The sequence below is a fragment of the uncultured Comamonas sp. genome, from assembly GCF_964277875.1.
Classification (GTDB): Bacteria; Pseudomonadota; Gammaproteobacteria; order Burkholderiales; family Burkholderiaceae_C; genus Comamonas; species Comamonas sediminis.
Window position 1 is genome coordinate 107,137 of record NZ_CAXYJV010000039.1, and the last position, 16,885, is coordinate 124,021.

A 16,885-nucleotide genomic window follows, 5' to 3' on the forward strand; every position below is an offset into this window, starting at 1 on the left:
CGCACGCCGCTTTCAGACCGCCGAGCTGCTGCTGGCAGCCGGTGCGGGTGCAGACGCAGGTGCGGGTGCCGCTGCGGGCGCGGCCGCCTCAGCGGCAGGCGCACCCGCTGGCGCGGCACTGGCCGACTTGCCGCTGAAATCGGTGGCATACCAGCCCGTACCCTTGAGCTGGAACCCCGGGGCCGTCAGTTGCTTGGAAAAGCTGGCTTGCTTGCATTCGGGGCAGTCCGTCAGCGGCGCATCCGATATCTTTTGCAAAACATCCTTGGCATAGCCGCAGGCACTGCACTTGTAGGCGTAAATAGGCATCGCGCGTGTAAGAAAACGGAGGGAAACTCTTGATTATAGGCGGGTTGCAAAACCGATCCCGGGCGTAGGCTAAGCACTACGCCCGCCGTCCAGCCCCGCTCGCTCAGCGTCCCGCCACTGCTGCGCCGGCAGCAGGCGCGGTATCGGCCACAAAGGCCTGCACATCCGTCTTCTGGTTGCGGATGGCCTGCGGCAGCAGCGAGCCGGCCACCATGCCGGTGAAGGCAGCCAGCACGCCGGCCAGCTGGGCCGGGAACGCAGCGCCCCAGGCCATGTTCAAGCCTGACAGCCAGACGCCGATGCCCAGGAACACCGCCAGCAGCGCCCCCTGGGTGGTGGCACGCTTCCAGTACAGGCCCATCACCAGCGGCACAAAGGCGCCGACCAGCGGCACCTGGTAGGCGCCCGAGACCAGCTCATAGATGGGGGTGCCCTGCATGCGGATCGAATAGGCCAGCACGCAGGCGCTGAACACCAGCACGCTGATGCGCATCGTCTTGAGGTTCTCGCGGTCGCTCACCTGGGGGCGGAACTGGCGCCAGATGTTCTCGGTGAAGGTGACGCTCGGGGCCAGCAACGTGGCCGAGGCACAGGACTTGATGGCAGACAGCAGCGCGCCAAAGAACAGCACCTGCATCACAAACGGCATCTTCTCCATCACCAACGTGGGCAGCACCTTTTGCGGGTCGTCCTTGAGCAGGCTGGCCGTGGCCTCGGGCATGATGATCAGTGCGCTGGCTACCAGGAACATGGGCACAAAGGCGAACAAAATATAGGCCGAGCCGCCGATCACCGTGCCGCGCACGGCCGACTTCTCGGTGTTGGCCGACATCACGCGCTGGAACACGTCCTGCTGCGGAATCGAGCCCAGCATCATCGTGATGGCTGCGGCAAAGAAGAAGACGATGTCATGCCAGGTCGGCTCGGGCCAGAACTGGAACAGATCGCGGCTGGTGGCCAGGTCGATCACCTTGCCGGCGCCGCCGGCCATGTCCGAGGCGAAGAAGGCCAGCACCATCAGGCCCACCACGAGGATGATCATCTGCACAAAATCGGTGACGGCCACCGACCACATGCCGCCAAACAAGGTGTAGGCCAGGATGGACACCACGCCAATCACCATGCCCATGGAGATGCTGACCGCGCCGCCCGAGAGCAGGTTGAACACCAGGCCCAGGGCCGTGACCTGGGCGGAGACCCAGCCCAGGTAGCTCAGCATGATGATCAGCGAGCAGATGATCTCCACCGCGCTGCCATAGCGCTTGCGGTAGTAGTCGCTGATGGTCAGCAGGTTCATGCGGTAGAGCTTGGCCGCAAAGAACAGGCCCACCAGGATCAGGCAGGTGCCGGCACCAAACGGGTCTTCGACCACATTGCGCAGGCCGCCTTCGATGAACTTGGCCGGCACGCCCAGCACGATCTCCGACCCGAACCAGGTCGCAAACGTGGTGGTAATGATCATGAACAGCGGCAGGTTCCGGCCCGCGACCGCAAAGTCGGCGGTATTCTTCACCCGCTTGGCGGCCCACAGACCTACGCCAATGGTCACGAATAGGTAGGCGATCACCATGTAGAGCAGCACGTTGTCACTCCTGCAAAGGGTAAGGCTGGGGATTGAGGATTAGAAAATTCGGACGCGGATCAGCAGTTGCAGCACCACCAGCCCCAGCACGAAGCCAATACCACCGCAGATGATGATCTGCAGCAGCTTGTTCGTCAATTTCTGCTGCACCAGCAACTCCTTGAGCATCAGGTCGCTGTCCGGGCCCTGGCTGTTGCGCGCCAGGTACTGGTGCACCAGGCGCGGCATGTCGGGCAGCAGCTTGGCATAGCGCGGCGCCTGGGATTTGAGCTCGCGCCACAGGCGCTGGGGGCCCATCTGGTCGAGCATCCATTTCTCGAGAAAGGGCTTGGCGGTGCTCCACAGGTCCAGGTCCGGGTCGAGCTGGCGGCCCAGGCCTTCGATATTGAGCAGCGTCTTTTGCAGCAGCACCAGCTGGGGCTGGATCTCGACCTGAAAGCGCCGCGAGGTCTGGAACAGGCGCATCAGCACCATGCCCAACGAGATCTCCTTGAGCGGGCGGTCGAAATACGGCTCGCATACCGCGCGGATGGCTGCCTCCAGTTCATCGACCCGGGTGTCGGGCGGCACCCAGCCGCTTTCGATGTGCAGCTCGGCCACGCGCTTGTAGTCGCGGCGGAAAAAAGCGGTGAAGTTCTGCGCCAGATACTCTTTGTCGAACTCGGTCAGGGTGCCGACAATGCCGAAGTCCAGCGAAATATAGCGGCCGAAGCTCTCGGGCTCCAGGCTCACCTGGATATTGCCCGGGTGCATATCCGCATGGAAAAAGCCATCGCGGAACACCTGGGTGAAGAAAATGGTCACGCCATCGCGGGCGAGCTTGGGGATATCGACACCGGCAGCGCGCAAGGTATCGACCTGGTTGATGGGCACGCCATTCATGCGCTCCATCACCATCACTTCCTGGTGGCAGAAATCCCAGAACACCTCGGGGATCAGCACCAGGTCCAGACCTTCCATGTTGCGGCGCAGCTGGGCGGCGTTCGAGGCCTCGCGCATCAGATCGAGCTCGTCGTGCAGGTAGGTGTCGAACTCGGCCACCACCTGGCGCGGCTTGAGGCGCTTGCCGTCGGCAGAGAACTTCTCGACCAGCTCGGCCATCGTGCGCATCAGCGCCAGGTCGCTGTCGATCACCGGCAGCATGCCCGGGCGCAGCACCTTGACGGCGACATCGCGCAGCTCACCCGCACGCGTGCGGATGGTGGCAAAGTGCACCTGGGCAATCGAAGCGCTGGCAATGGGCTTTTCGTCAAAGCTGACAAAGACCTCGGCCAGCGGCTTGCGGAAGGCACGCTCGATGGTCTGCACCGCAATGCGCGGGTCGAACGAGGGCACGCGGTCCTGCAGCAGGGACAGCTCTTCGGCGATATCGGGGGGCAGCAGGTCGCGCCGGGTGGACAGCACCTGGCCGAACTTGACAAAGATGGGGCCCAGTTGCTCCAGCGCCTCACGCAGGCGCTGGCCGCGCGGCTCCGTCCACTTGCGGCCTATGCGCAGTACCCGGGTGATGCCCTTGAGCCAGGGATGGTTGAAGCTCGACAGCACCATGTCATGCAGACCATAGCGCCAGACCACCCACAATATGGTGAAGCCGCGTAGAAAGCGCGTCATGTCGGTTTGCGCTCGCTGGCCGTGTCGCTGCTGTCGGCACCATAGCCGGGAGGCGTCGGCGGCGCCGGCGGCTGGGCCTGTGCGCTGAAGCGGCCGGCACCAAAGCGGTCGGCCGTACGCACGCCCATGCTGACAAACTGGCGCAGCGCCGCCGCTACGCGCTGGCCCAGCTGGGCCAGCCAATGCGCGGGGGTGTCACCCACCAGGCGGGCCAGGTCTTCTTCCACATCCCAGCGCACATGGTCCACCAGCCACTGGATCTCGGCGGCAAACTGCACATCGCCATCGATGCGGATGGCGGGCTTTTCGCCCTGGATGACGCCGCGCGCCAAGGCCAGTGGCGAATCATCGACCACCTGCACGCGCAAGTCGGGGGTTTCCTGGGCGCCAGCCAGGTCCAGCAGGCCGGCGGGGGTGATCTTGAGCGCCAGCACGATACTGCGCCACTGCACCTGGACCACGCGTCCGCTTTGGCGCACCAGGCGCTCCATGGCCGCACTTTCCTGCATCAGCACATGGTTGAGGAACAGCACCACGCGGTGCTGCACCTCCGACACCAGCCACTGCGGGGGTTGGGCCGACTCCAGAATGCGCGCAAAAATGCCGCCCGGAAAAGAAAAAGGGGACTGTGTTGCCATAGTCCCCAATTATTCCCCAAGTCCGCCGCCTGTCGTAAGCATTAACAGGCAAAGCGGTGGAGTTTTACGGTTTGCTTACTGAAGAGCCTGAAGGCCTGCCACCAGCCAGCCGCTGGTGCCGTCCTTGGGCTTGGTCATGTTCCAGACTTCGCGGAAGGGGCTCGGGCCGGCATGGGCTTCTTCACGGATCATGCCCGAGAACTCGACGCTGGCCATGTAGGCATTGCCCACATCCTCGATACCCAGCAACTGGGCTTCGAGCATCACCACATCGGTCTGGTTGGGCTGCACGCCTTCACGGTGCTGCTCACGGTCCTGCAACTGGCCCTTGACTTCGCCGAGCATATCGTCGGTCATCATCGAGCGCAGGGTGTTGATGTCCGAGCGGTCCCAGGCAGATTGCAGGGTCACGAAATTGCGCTTGGCAGCTTCCAGGAAGCCATGGGTATCGAAGCCTTCCGGCACGCCCCAGGATTGCGCACCGGCCAGGCCGGATCCGATCATGCTGCCGCCAGCGGCGGCAGCCGGCGCTGCACCCTGCTCCCAGGGGCGGGCCGATGCATCGTTGCCGACCTTCTCGGGGTTGTACTGCGGGGCCACCGGTGCCGATACCGGCGCTTGCGGCGCGGCATTGCCTGCACCCTGGAACGCAAACGGCGACTGCGCAGGCTGGGCAGCAGCTGCACCCTTGCGGCGCATCACAAAGCCGACGATGGCCAGCACCGCCATGATGGCCAGGCCGATCAGCAGCATGTTGGCAAAGGCTTCACCAAAGCCCAGCGAATGGGCCAGCCAGGCCAGACCCAGGCCGGCGGCCAGGCCGCCGAGCATCGCGCCCCAAGGCTTCTTGGGGGCAGCAGGGGCGGCATTCGGGGTGGCGGGACGCTGGGCCTGCGCAGGTGCGGTGGCATTGTTGCCAGGCGCTTGCGCCGGCGTGGCCTGCCGCTGGGTCACATTACCGGACTGCTGGCCCATGGACTTGCCACCTCCCATGCGCTTGGCATCGGCATCGAGGTGCACAAATGCCAGCAGTACCACCAAGACCACTGACCACAGTTTTGTCATATTTGCTCCGTTTTGTTAGTGCCGGCACGCCTTGGCGCCGGCTATTGCGTTCACGCCCGCTTCTCAGCAACTCCGGTCTGTTGTGTTGTATTGCGCTGGGCGCTGGGCAGGCACCTGGCTTTGCGACCGGTATCGCGTCTTACTTTTTCAGCATTTGATCCCGACGTGCAAGGCGGTAATCCCTGCCGTCATGTTGTGGTAGTCCACATGGCCAAAGCCTGCTTTTTGCATCATGGCCTTGAGCTCAGCCTGGCCCGGATGCATGCGGATCGATTCGGCCAGGTAGCGGTAGCTGTCGGCATCGCCGGCCACCATCTTTCCTATACGTGGCAGCACCTGGAAGGAATACAAGTCATAGGCCTTCTCCAGCGGCTTGGCCACCTTGGAGAATTCCAGCACCAGCAGCTTGCCGCGCGGCTTGAGCACGCGGCACATTTCCTTGAGCGCCTGGTCCTTGTTGGTCATGTTGCGCAGACCGAAGGCCACGCTCACCACGTCAAAGTGCTGGTCCGGGAAAGGCAGGGCTTCCGCATCGCAGACCGTGGTGGGCAGGTTCAGCCCCTTGTCGATCAGGCGGTCGCGGCCCACGCGCAGCATGGCCTCGTTGATATCGGTGTGCACCACCTGGCCGCTGTGGCCGACCTTTTTCGCAAATGCCAACGACAGATCGCCGGTACCGCCTGCGATGTCCAGCACCCGCTGGCCTTCCTTGAGGTTGGCAACCATGACGGTGTAATGCTTCCAGACCCGGTGCAAGCCACCGGACATCAGGTCGTTCATCACGTCATATTTGCTCGCGACCGAGTCGAACACACCGCGCACCTTGCGCGCCTTGTCCTTCTCGTCAACGGTCTCAAATCCAAAGTGGGTGGTGCTCATGGTGTGAATGCTAGCAAGCTCTGTAACGTCCGACCCCCATACCCCGGATTATTCGAGGGTATGCATTTCAACGCATAAACCGCCCAAGGCTATGGATGACGGATAGTCGAAGCTATTATTTTAATAGCTTTAAATACAAAATTTTTCCGAATGACCACGCCGCCCTTGGCCCAGCAGGGCCGGCGCTGGCTCAATGCTGGTGTCCGCAGGCACTGCCCGCCTTGCCTGGCATCGGCTGGTCGCGGTCGGCACCTGCTGCCTGCAGGCGGTCGAGGTAGTCTTGCCACAGCGCACTTTGGCGGCTGCCCAGCTCGTAGAGGTACTGCCAGCTGTAGAGTCCGCTTTCATGGCCGTCGGAGAAGATGGGCTTGATGGCGTAGTTGCCCACCGGCTCCACCGCCACGATGGCCACATCGCGCTTGCCGGTCTGCAGCACTTCCTGGCCCGGGCCATGGCCCTGCACTTCGGCCGACGGTGAATACACGCGCAGCAGTTCGAACGGCAGCTTGAATACCGCGCCGTCGGCATATTGCACTTCCAGCACGCGGCTTGCGCCATGCACCGTCAACGCGGTCGGTGTCGGGGTATCGCGGTTCAAGCCAGCCATCGGATTCCTTTACAGCCCCGCAGCGCACACTGCGGATAAAACAGCTCATTACGCACAACTGGCGTGCGCAATGCTATCAAAAACAATAGCAATTATGCCGCAACGAGGCGCTCTAGCGCAGCCACCATGCGCGCCTGGGCGGCTGGCAGCTGCGCGGTCAGCTCAGCTTCCAGTGCAGCGTTGCGCTCACGTTGCGCCGCAGCCCATACCGAGCCCGGAAAGTGGCTGTCGCCGCTGTAGCGAGCAATCACATGCCAATGCAGATGCGGCACCATATTGCCCAGCGCAGCCACATTGATCTTGCGCGGCGCGGGGGTCATTGCACGCAATGCCAGCTCCACAGCCACCACAGCATCCATGCACCATTGGCGCTGCGCGTCGGGCAGATCGGAGAACTCTGCTACATGTGCAGCCCAGACCACCCGGTAGAAAGCAGGAAAACCCGCTTCTTGCGCATGGATGACACGCAAGGCACCGCCCGCACGAGCGCCCTGCCACACCAGACGGCCGCCTGCACCATCGCACAGCGGGCAGCCGGGGTTCGGTTCGATCGCAGGATGGGTCATACCAGCACCCGCTCGATGCCACCGTTGTTGGCGCGTTGCACATAGTCGGGCATCCAGTTGTCGCCCAGAATCTCGCGCGCCATCTCGACGACGATGTAATCGGCTTCGAGCAGCCCGTTTTGCAGGTCACCCTGGTAGCGGTTCAAGCCCTGCAGGCAGCTCGGGCAGCTGGTCAGGATCTTGACGTTCTCCTTGGCCTCCACCTGGCCGGACTCGCGCAGCTGCGCTTCGCCCTTGCGGATTTCTTCGGTCTTGCGAAAGCGGATCTGCGTCGAGATATCGGGACGGGTCACACCCAAGGTGCCCGATTCGCCGCAGCAGCGTTCGCTCTTGAGCACGTTGTCACCGACCAGCGCCTTGACGGTCTTCATCGGGTCCTGCTGCTTCATCGGCGTGTGGCAAGGGTCGTGGTACAGGTAGGAGCTCTTGCCCTGCAAGGTCACACCCTTTTCCAGCAGGTATTCATGGATGTCGATGATGCGGCAGCCGGGGAAGATCTTGTCGAACTGGTAGCCCTGCAGCTGGTCGTAGCAGGTGCCGCAGCTCACCACCACGGTCTTGATGTCCAGGTAGTTCAAGGTGGTGGCCACACGGTGGAAGAGCACCCGGTTGTCGGTGATCATCTTCTCGGCCTTGTCGAACTGGCCCGAGCCGCGCTGGGGATAACCGCAGCACAGGTAGCCCGGTGGCAGCACGGTCTGCACGCCGGCATGCCAGAGCATGGCCTGCGTGGCCAGGCCCACCTGGCTGAACAGGCGCTCGGAGCCGCATCCGGGGAAATAGAACACCGCCTCGGTCTCGGAGGTGGTGGTCTTCGGGTCCCGGATGATGGGTACGTAGTCCTTGTTCTCGATATCGAGCAGCGCGCGCGCCGTCTGCTTGGGCAGGCCACCGGGCAGCTTCTTGTTGACGAAGTGGATCACCTGCTCCTTGAGCGGCGCGGTGCCGACGCTGGCAGGCGGGTGCGCGGTCTGGCGCTTGCCAAAACCCTTGAGCACATCGACCGCCAGGCGCTGGGCCTTGAAGCCCACGCCCACCATGGTCTTGCGCAGCAGCTTGATGGTGTCGGGGTTGGTCGCGTTGAGCATGGCCATGGCCACCTTGTTTCCCGGACGGAAGCTCTTCTTGCCCATCTGGCGCAGCAGGTTGCGCATGTTCATCGTCACATCGCCAAAGTCGATCTTGACCGGGCAAGGCGTGGCGCACTTGTGGCAGACGGTGCAGTGGTCCGAGACGTCCTCGAACTCCTGCCAGTGGCGGATCGACACGCCACGGCGCGTCTGCTCTTCATACAGGAAGGCCTCGACCAGCAGCGACGTCGCCAGAATCTTGTTGCGCGGGCTGTAGAGCAGGTTGGCGCGTGGCACATGGGTGGCGCAAACCGGCTTGCACTTGCCGCAGCGCAGGCAGTCCTTGACCGAATCGGCAATCGCGCCGATATGGCTTTGCTGCATGATCAGCGACTCATGCCCCATCAGGCCGAACGATGGCGTGTAGGCATTGGTCAGATCGGCGTACATCAGCGACTTGCGCGATTTGTCGCCGGCATAGGTCTGCTCCAGCAGCACGCGGCGCTCTTCGGGGCGCAGCAGCTTGCCCTTGTTGAAGTGGCCGTGCGGGTCGATCTTGGCCTTGTACTCGGCAAAGGGGCGCAGCTCGTCGTCGCTCAAGAACTCCAGCTTGGTGATACCGATGCCGTGCTCGCCGGAGATCACGCCATCGAGGCTGCGCGCCAGCGCCATGATGCGGGCCACTGCGGCATGCGCGGTGGTCAGCATTTCGTAGTCATCGCTGTTGACCGGCAGGTTGGTGTGCACATTGCCGTCGCCGGCGTGCATGTGCAGTGCCACAAACACGCGGCCCTTGAGCACGCGCTGGTGGATGGCAATGACCTCGTCCATGATCGGCTGGTAGGCCGAGCCGGCAAAGATGGCGGCCAGCGGCGCGCGCAGATCGCTCTTCCAGCTGGCGCGCAGGCTGTGGTCCTGCAGCTGGCGGAAATTCTCGGCCACGCCATCGAGCCATGCCTGCCAGCGGCCGCGCACTTCGGTCAGCAGCACCAGCGCCTGGGCCACGCGGTCTTCCAGCAGCTCGGCGGACGGGATGTCGTTGGCGTCATCCTGCTTGCCCAGCGGCAGCTTGCCCTTGGCAAAAAAGTCGTGCAGTGCATCGCACAGCTTGATCTTGTTGTTCAGCGACAGCTCGATGTTGATGCGTTCGATGCCGTCGGTGTACTCGGCCATGCGGGGCAGCGGAATCACCACGTCTTCATTGATCTTGAAGGCGTTGGTATGGCGGCTGATGGCCGCCGTGCGCTTGCGGTCCAGCCAGAATTTCTTGCGGGCCTCGGGGCTGATGGCAATAAAGCCTTCACCGCTGCGCGAGTTGGCAATGCGCACCACTTCGCTGGTCACGCGCGCCACCTCATCGGGGTTGTCGCCAACGATGTCGCCAAACAGCACCATCTTGGGCAGGCCGCCATGTTTCTTGCTCTTGGTGGCATAGCCCACTGCCTTCAGGTAGCGGTCATCCAGATGCTCCAGCCCGGCCAGCAACACGCCGCAGCGCTTTTGCTCGCCAAACATATAGTCCTTGATCTCGACGATCGAGGGCACGGCATCCTTGGCATTGCCAAAGAACTCCAGGCAGACGGTGCGGGTGTGCGAGGGCATGCGGTGCACGACCCAGCGCGCGCTGGTGATCAGGCCGTCACAGCCCTCTTTCTGAATGCCCGGCAGGCCCGAGAGGAACTTGTCGGTCACATCCTTGCCCAGGCCTTCCTTGCGGAACTTGTAGCCGGGAATATCGAGGCGCTCGGTGCGCACCAGGGTCTTGCCGTCAGCCTCCAGGTATTTCAGCTCAAAGCTGGCCATCTCGGCATCGTGGATCTTGCCCAGGTTGTGGTCCAGGCGCGTGACTTCCAGCCACTGCGCATCGGGCGTGACCATGCGCCAGCTGGCCAGGTTGTCCAGCGCCGTGCCCCAGAGCACGGCCTTCTTGCCGCCGGCGTTCATCGCGATGTTGCCGCCGATGCACGAGGCCTCGATCGAGGTCGGATCGACCGCAAACACAAAACCACCGCGCTCGGCGGCATCGGCCACACGCTGGGTCACGACGCCGGCTTGCGACCAGACGGTGGGCACCGGGTGGTCGATGCCCGGCAGCGACACCATCTCCACCTCGGACATCTTCTCCAGCTTCTCGGTGTTGATGACGGCACTGCGCCAGCTCAGCGGAATGGCGCCGCCGGTGTAGCCGGTGCCACCTCCGCGGGGCACGATGGTCAGCCCCAGGTCGATACAGGCCTTGACCAGCACGGCCATTTCTTCTTCCGTGTCGGGCGTCAACACGACGAACGGGTACTCGACGCGCCAGTCGGTCGCGTCGGTCACATGGCTCACGCGCGAGAGGCCGTCGAACTTGACATTGTCCTTCGCGGTCAGCGGCTTGAAGGTGCGCAGCACCTTGCGGCGCAGCTCGGTGGCCTCCTGCAACGTGGTGTCGAACTCGGACACCGCCACCTGCGCTGCTGCAATCAGCTGCCCCACCAAGGCATCGCGCGCCGGGTCCTCGGCGGGCGCGCGGCGCTTTTGCACCTCGGCCAGGCGGTGCTCCAGCGCTTCCACCAGCTGCTTGCGGCGGCCGGGGTTGTGCAGCAGGTCGTCTTGCAGGTAGGGGTTACGCTGCACCACCCAGATATCGCCCATCACCTCGTACAGCATGCGGGCCGAGCGGCCCGTCTTGCGCTCCTGGCGCAGCTGGTCCAGCAGATCCCAGGCCTGCGAGCCCAGCAGGCGAATCACGATTTCGCGGTCGGAGAACGAGGTGTAGTTGTAGGGGATCTCGCGGAGACGGGCGGGCCCGTCAACCTGTGCTTGCAAGCTTGCCAGCGCAATCGGTGCGTTCATGTGTGGGACCTGTATGGGAGCGGGCGCTCCCTTATATGGGTAAGCAGTGGGGCTACCGATTTTATGACACAGGGCTTGCACGCATGGCTGGCCCTTTTAAAACATGGTACGCCGCAGTCTGGCTTTGCCGGGCGTCATCAGCCAGTCGTCAGCGTAGACCCGCGCTGGCCAGCTCAGGCCTGCGTCAGTACGTACTTTTTCCTATTTTTTCTTATTTGATCGAAATTGAGCATTTCGAACCAGCGGCTCGCCCTTACCACAACTGTTTGACAGAGCCATGTGACAACCTTTATGCAGTGTCGCGTCTAAGCCCCTAAGGTTACACTTTTCTCTCGATTACGAATGGCGGCTGAACTACAATCGTAACGCCTTGTATTTGTTGACGCTGTGCGGATGGGCGCTGGCTTTCCCCAGTTGCCCAAAACCAGCGGATATGCCACAACGTCACAGAACATTCACAAACGCCACATACGATTCGTTTTTGAGCGTTTTATAAACCCCTAGGAGCATTCATGCACTTCAAGCGTTTGGTCATCGCTGCCGGTATTGCAGCCACTACCAGCCTGTCCGCCCATGCCGTCACCGAGATCCAATGGTGGCACTCCATGACCGCCGTGAACAACGAATGGGTCAACGACCTGGCCAAGGAGTTCAACGAGAGCCAGAAGGAATACAAGGTTGTGCCCACCTTCAAGGGTGTGTACGACGAGTCGATGACTGCAGCGATCGCGGCTTTCCGCTCGGGCAATGCGCCCCACATCCTGCAAGTGTTTGAAGTGGGCACCGCCACGATGATGGCTTCCAAGGGTGCTACCGTGCCCGTGGGCAAGGTGATGTCGGACGCCGGCGTGTCCTTCGACCCCAAGGCTTACATCCCCGCCGTGGCCGGTTACTACACTGCGCCCAACGGCCAGATGCTGAGCTTCCCGTTCAACAGCTCAACGACCATCTTCTATTACAACAAGGACGCCTTCAAGAAGGCAGGCCTGGACGCGGAAAAGGCGCCCACCACCTGGCCTGAAGTGTTCGCTGCGGCCAAGAAGCTCAAGGAAAGCGGCCACAGCTGCCCGATGACGCTGGCATGGCAAGGCTGGACCCAGCTGGAGTCCTTCTCCACCTGGCACAACGTCGAGTTCGCGACCGAGCACAACGGCCTCTCGGCCAACGGCTACAAGGCCCGCCTCAAGCTCAACTCGCCGCTGCACGTCAAGCACATCGACAACCTGGCCGCTGCGGCCAAGGCCGGTGAGTTTGTCTACAAGGGCCGTGCTTCCACCGCCCAGGCGTCCTTCACCGCCGGTGAATGCGCGATGATCCAGACCTCGTCCGGTTTCTACGGCGACGTGGCCAAGAACGCCAAGTTCGCCTACGGCCTGGCACCTCTGCCTTACTACCCTGACGTCAAGGGCGCACCACAGAACACCGTGATCGGTGGCGCATCGCTGTGGGTGATGGCTGGCAAGAAGTCGGAAGAATACAAGGGCGTGGCCAAGTTCTTCGAATTCCTGTCGCAAACCAAGGTGCAGGCCGCTTCGCACCAACGCACCGGCTACCTGCCTGTGACCATGGCAGCGTATGACCTGACCGAGAAGTCCGGCTTCTACCAAAAGAACCCTGGCACCGACACCGCCGTGACCCAGATGATCCGCAAGGTCACTGACAACTCGCGTGGTATCCGTCTGGGCAACTACGTACAGATCCGCACCATCGAGGACGAAGAACTCGAACAGGTCTGGGCTGGCAAGAAGACTGGCAAGGAAGCCCTGGACGCCATCGTGTCCCGCGGCAACGAACTGCTGGCTCGCTTCGAAAAGTCGTACAAGCCTTAATCCTTTCATCACAGGCGCCAACCCTGCACGCGTGGGGCTGGCGCAGTCGATGAACCATCGCCCGGCGGCTGCCTGCAGCCCCGGCGGTTTTTTTGTTTTTGAGCTCCATCATGGAAAAACGCGTACTTTTCCGCTCTAAATGGCTGCCCTGGGTGTTGATTGCACCGCAGTTGCTGATCATTGGCATTTTCTTTTTCTGGCCCGCTGGCCAGGCTGTGCTGCAGTCCTTCCAGATGGAAGACGCCTTCGGCATGAGCACCGAATGGGTCGGGCTGGATAACTTCCGCAACCTGTTCGCCGATCCCACCTATCTGAATTCCTTCAAGCGCACCGCCATGTTCTCGGTGCTGGTCGCAGGCGCCGGCATTGCCATCTCGCTGGTGCTGGCCATCTTTGCAGACCGCATCGTGCGTTTCGCCATGGTCTACAAGACCTTGCTGATCGTCCCCTATGCCGTCGCGCCCGTCATTGCCGGGGTGCTGTGGGTGTTTCTGTTCTCGCCCTCCATCGGCGTGGTGACCTATTACCTGGGCAAGCTGGGCTACAACTGGAACCACATGATGAATGACAACCAGGCGATGGCGCTGATCGTCATGGCCTCGGTGTGGAAGCAGATTTCCTACAACTTCCTGTTCTTCCTTGCGGGCCTGCAGTCCATCCCCAAGGCACTGATTGAAGCTGCTTCCATCGATGGTGCCGGCCCCTGGCGCCGTTTCTGGAACATCCAGCTGCCGCTGCTGTCGCCGACCACCTTCTTTCTGCTGGTGATCAACATCGTCTACGCGTTCTTCGACACCTTCGGCATCATCGATGCCGCAACGCAGGGCGGCCCCGGCCAATCGACCTCGATCCTGGTCTACAAGGTCTACCAGGACGGCTTCAAGGCGCTGGATCTGGGCGGCTCGGCAGCGCAGTCCGTCGTGCTGATGCTGATCGTCATCGTGCTGACCGTGGTTCAGTTCCGCTATGTTGAAAAGAAAGTGCAGTACTGATCATGGTTGACCGCAATCCCTGGCTCAATTTCTTCTCGCACGCCGTGCTGGTGCTCGGCGTGGCGATTGTGGCCTTCCCGCTGTACCTGGCTTTCATCGCCTCGACCCACACGGCCGATGCGATCGTGCAGTCCCCCATGCCGCTGCTGCCCGGCGCCCACCTTTGGGAAAACTACCAGGCCGCACTGTTTGGCTCCGGCAAGCTGGGCTCCAACACCAATGTGATGCACATGATGTGGGTGAGCTTCTGGGTGGCGATGATCATCACCGTCGGCAAGATCGCCATCTCGCTGCTGTCGGCCTTTGCGATCGTCTACTTCCGCTTCCCCTTCAAGATGATCTGCTTCTGGGCGATTTTCCTCACCCTGATGCTGCCCGTCGAAGTGCGGATTCTGCCCACCTACAAGGTCGTGGCCGAACTGGGCCTGCTCAACAGCTACGCCGGCCTGACCCTGCCGCTGATCGCCTCGGCCACCGCTACCTTCCTGTTCCGCCAGTTCTTCCTGACGGTACCCGATGAGCTGGTGGAAGCGGCACGCATCGACGGCGCCGGCGCGATGCGCTTTTTCAAGGACATCCTGGTGCCGCTGTCGCGCACCTCGATCGCTGCGCTGTTCGTGATCCAGTTCATCTACGGCTGGAACCAGTACCTCTGGCCCTTGCTGATGACCACCTCGGAAGACATGTACCCCGTGGTGATCGGCATCAAGCGCATGCTGGCAGGCGGCGAAGCCGCTGTGGACTGGAATATCGTGATGGCCACGGCCATCCTGGCGATGCTGCCACCGACCCTGGTGGTGATGCTGATGCAAAAGTGGTTTGTCAAAGGTCTGGTGGATACCGAAAAGTAACCCCTCGCCATCTTGTCCCTCCACCATCTTTGACCGATACAACGAAACCTTCATATGGCTTCCATCTCTCTCAAGAACATTGTCAAACGCTACGGCACCGGCAAGACCGCCGTTCCCGTGATCCATGGCGTCAATGCCGAAATCAAGGACGGCGAATTCATCGTCCTGGTCGGCCCCTCGGGCTGCGGCAAATCGACCCTGCTGCGCATGATTGCCGGTCTGGAAGAAATCACCGGCGGTGACCTGATGATTGGCGACAAGATCGTCAACAACCTGGAACCCGCCAAGCGCAACATCGCCATGGTGTTCCAGAACTATGCGCTCTACCCGCACATGAGCAACTACGAGAACATGGCCTACGGACTCAAGCTCGCCAAGGTGCCGGAGGACGAGATCAAGCGCCGCGTGGACAAGGCCGCCAAGATTCTGGAACTGTCGCACCTGCTGGACCGCAAGCCGCGCCAGCTGTCGGGCGGCCAGCGCCAGCGCGTGGCCATGGGCCGCGCCATCGTGCGCCAGCCCCAGGTTTTCCTGTTTGACGAGCCGCTGTCCAACCTGGACGCCAAGCTGCGCGGCCAGACCCGCATCGAAATCCAGAAGCTGCATGCCGAGCTGGGCATCACCAGCCTGTTCGTGACCCACGACCAGGTTGAGGCCATGACCCTGGCCCAGCGCATGATCGTGATGAACGGCGGCAATGTCGAGCAGTTCGGCACGCCTGAAGAGGTCTACCACACGCCCGCGTCGACCTTTGTGGCCGGCTTCATCGGCTCGCCACCCATGAACCTGCTGAAGAACGCCCCCATTGGCAAGGCCGGCCAGATCCTGGGCATCCGCCCCGAGCACATCGACCTGGTGCCCTCCGGCGGCTGGGAGTTCCAGGTGGAAACCGTGGAACTGCTGGGCGCCGAGCGCCTGCTGTACGGCAAGGTCGGCGGTGAAGAAGTCGTCGTGCGCGTCGAGGAAGGCCATGCCTTCCCCAAGCCCGGCGAAGTGGCGCGCATCAGCGCCCGTGAAGACCGCCTGCACTGGTTCCACGCAGAAACCGGCAAGCGCATCTGAGCGCGGCAAGGCGATGTGCACCCCTGCCGCGCCTTGGCTCCTGAGCTGAGCCCTTGAACCCCAGCGCCCAAGTGCAGCACTTGTGGCGCTTTTCTTTTTTCTCATCGAGATTGATATGACGCTTTCTAGCAACTGGCCCTATCCACGCTGGGTGGCCCACCGCGGCGCAGGCAAACTGGCGCCCGAAAACACCATGAGCGCCTTCCGCCTGGGCGCGGCACATGGCTACCGCATGTTCGAATGCGATGCCAAGCTCAGCCGCGATGGCGTGCTGTTTCTGATGCACGATGCAGACCTGAAGCGCACCACCAATGCCCAGGGCACCGGCAGCGATCTGAGCATGGGCGAGCTGGCCCAGCTCGATGCCGGCAGCTGGCACTCCCGCAGCCATGCGGGCGAAAACCTGCCCACCCTGGAAGCGCTCGCCCGCTGGTGCCTGGCCAACCACCTCTACCTCAATGTCGAGATGAAGCCCACGCCCGGCCAGGAGCTGGAGACCGGCCGCGCCACTGGCGCGCTGATGAACCGCATCTGGCCGCAAAACGTGGTGCCGCCGCTGTTCACCTCATTCAAGGCTGATTCGTTGCGCGGCGCCCGCGAAGTGGCAGCGCATATCCCGCGCGGCCTGCTGGTCGACAAGCTGGCCGATGGCAGCGGCGATACCGAGCTGCAGCTGGCGCTGGAGCTGGGCTGCCAGGCGCTGGTGCTCAACCATGCGCTCTGGGATGCCGCCTTGGTGGCCAAGGTCCATGCCGCAGGCCTGCGCTGCAGCAGCTACACCGTCAACGACGAATGGGCCGCCCAGCGCCTGATCGATCTGGGCACCGACGGCATCATCACCGACCGGGTCGATCTGTTCAGCCCGGCCCAGGATGGCCCGCTGCTGTAAATCCATCGCGCCACTTGTGCCTTGGCTGACCTGACCCGTCCTAAATTAGGTTGACAGTTTGGACGGTTGAACATACCGGAGCAATCCGGCCAATGAT

General features: G+C 62.4%; 14 protein-coding genes. 5 read left to right on the top strand and 9 right to left on the bottom strand.

The window, feature by feature from the left end; translation table 11 throughout:
- Positions 1–12: 12 nt before the first annotated feature.
- From ACHWUQ_RS15270 to ACHWUQ_RS15310, 9 genes are all read right to left on the bottom strand, one after another.
- Positions 13–309, bottom strand: a complete 297-nt coding sequence (locus ACHWUQ_RS15270; protein ID WP_312451938.1) for an FmdB family zinc ribbon protein — start codon at positions 307–309, stop codon at positions 13–15.
- Between the two features lie 103 nt (positions 310–412).
- Positions 413–1,891 (bottom strand): sodium:solute symporter family protein, encoded by a 1,479-nt coding sequence (locus ACHWUQ_RS15275; protein WP_312416397.1) that lies wholly within the window; start codon positions 1,889–1,891, stop codon positions 413–415.
- Between the two features lie 39 nt (positions 1,892–1,930).
- A complete protein-coding gene (gene ubiB / locus ACHWUQ_RS15280; protein ID WP_239810822.1) occupies positions 1,931–3,502 on the bottom strand; it encodes a ubiquinone biosynthesis regulatory protein kinase UbiB in 1,572 nt (523 codons plus the stop codon).
- Entirely contained in the window at positions 3,499–4,140 is a 642-nt protein-coding gene (locus tag ACHWUQ_RS15285) for a hypothetical protein (RefSeq protein WP_239810821.1), read from the bottom strand. Before ACHWUQ_RS15285 ends, ubiB begins: the two co-directional genes overlap by 4 nt.
- A gap of 75 nt (positions 4,141–4,215) precedes the next feature.
- The gene (locus tag ACHWUQ_RS15290; RefSeq protein WP_230770626.1) at positions 4,216–5,205 is read right to left on the bottom strand and encodes a Tim44 domain-containing protein; all 990 of its coding nucleotides are present in this window, start codon (positions 5,203–5,205) and stop codon (positions 4,216–4,218) included.
- 147 nt (positions 5,206–5,352) lie between these two features.
- Positions 5,353–6,084: a bifunctional demethylmenaquinone methyltransferase/2-methoxy-6-polyprenyl-1,4-benzoquinol methylase UbiE gene (gene ubiE / locus ACHWUQ_RS15295; RefSeq protein ID WP_312416405.1), complete on the bottom strand. Its 732-nt coding sequence runs from the start codon at positions 6,082–6,084 to the stop codon at positions 5,353–5,355.
- A gap of 190 nt (positions 6,085–6,274) precedes the next feature.
- Complete coding sequence (locus ACHWUQ_RS15300; protein WP_312416408.1) at positions 6,275–6,691, bottom strand: DUF971 domain-containing protein; 417 nt, start codon at positions 6,689–6,691, stop codon at positions 6,275–6,277.
- A 92-nt stretch (positions 6,692–6,783) separates the two neighbouring features.
- Positions 6,784–7,257: an HIT family protein gene (locus tag ACHWUQ_RS15305; RefSeq protein WP_394681637.1), complete on the bottom strand. Its 474-nt coding sequence runs from the start codon at positions 7,255–7,257 to the stop codon at positions 6,784–6,786.
- A complete protein-coding gene (locus ACHWUQ_RS15310) occupies positions 7,254–11,165 on the bottom strand; it encodes a DUF3683 domain-containing protein (protein ID WP_394681638.1) in 3,912 nt (1,303 codons plus the stop codon). Before ACHWUQ_RS15310 ends, ACHWUQ_RS15305 begins: the two co-directional genes overlap by 4 nt.
- A 512-nt stretch (positions 11,166–11,677) precedes the next feature.
- Between ACHWUQ_RS15310 and ugpB the strand changes: the two genes are divergently transcribed.
- From ugpB to ugpQ, 5 genes are all read left to right on the top strand, one after another.
- Entirely contained in the window at positions 11,678–12,994 is a 1,317-nt protein-coding gene (ugpB, locus tag ACHWUQ_RS15315) for a sn-glycerol-3-phosphate ABC transporter substrate-binding protein UgpB (RefSeq protein WP_369460444.1), read from the top strand.
- Between the two features lie 110 nt (positions 12,995–13,104).
- Complete coding sequence (gene ugpA, locus ACHWUQ_RS15320; protein WP_230770618.1) at positions 13,105–13,986, top strand: sn-glycerol-3-phosphate ABC transporter permease UgpA; 882 nt, start codon at positions 13,105–13,107, stop codon at positions 13,984–13,986.
- A 2-nt stretch (positions 13,987–13,988) separates the two neighbouring features.
- On the top strand, positions 13,989–14,837 hold the full coding sequence (gene ugpE, locus ACHWUQ_RS15325; protein ID WP_116927066.1) for a sn-glycerol-3-phosphate ABC transporter permease UgpE: 849 nt from the start codon (positions 13,989–13,991) through the stop codon (positions 14,835–14,837).
- Positions 14,838–14,891: 54 nt separating this feature from the next.
- Positions 14,892–15,899 carry a sn-glycerol-3-phosphate ABC transporter ATP-binding protein UgpC gene (ugpC, locus tag ACHWUQ_RS15330; RefSeq protein WP_312529463.1) on the top strand — a complete coding sequence of 336 codons (1,008 nt, stop codon included), beginning with the start codon at positions 14,892–14,894 and terminating at the stop codon, positions 15,897–15,899.
- A 115-nt stretch (positions 15,900–16,014) separates the two neighbouring features.
- Positions 16,015–16,788, top strand: a complete 774-nt coding sequence (gene ugpQ, locus ACHWUQ_RS15335) for a glycerophosphodiester phosphodiesterase (RefSeq protein ID WP_394681639.1) — start codon at positions 16,015–16,017, stop codon at positions 16,786–16,788.
- Positions 16,789–16,885 lie beyond the last annotated feature (97 nt).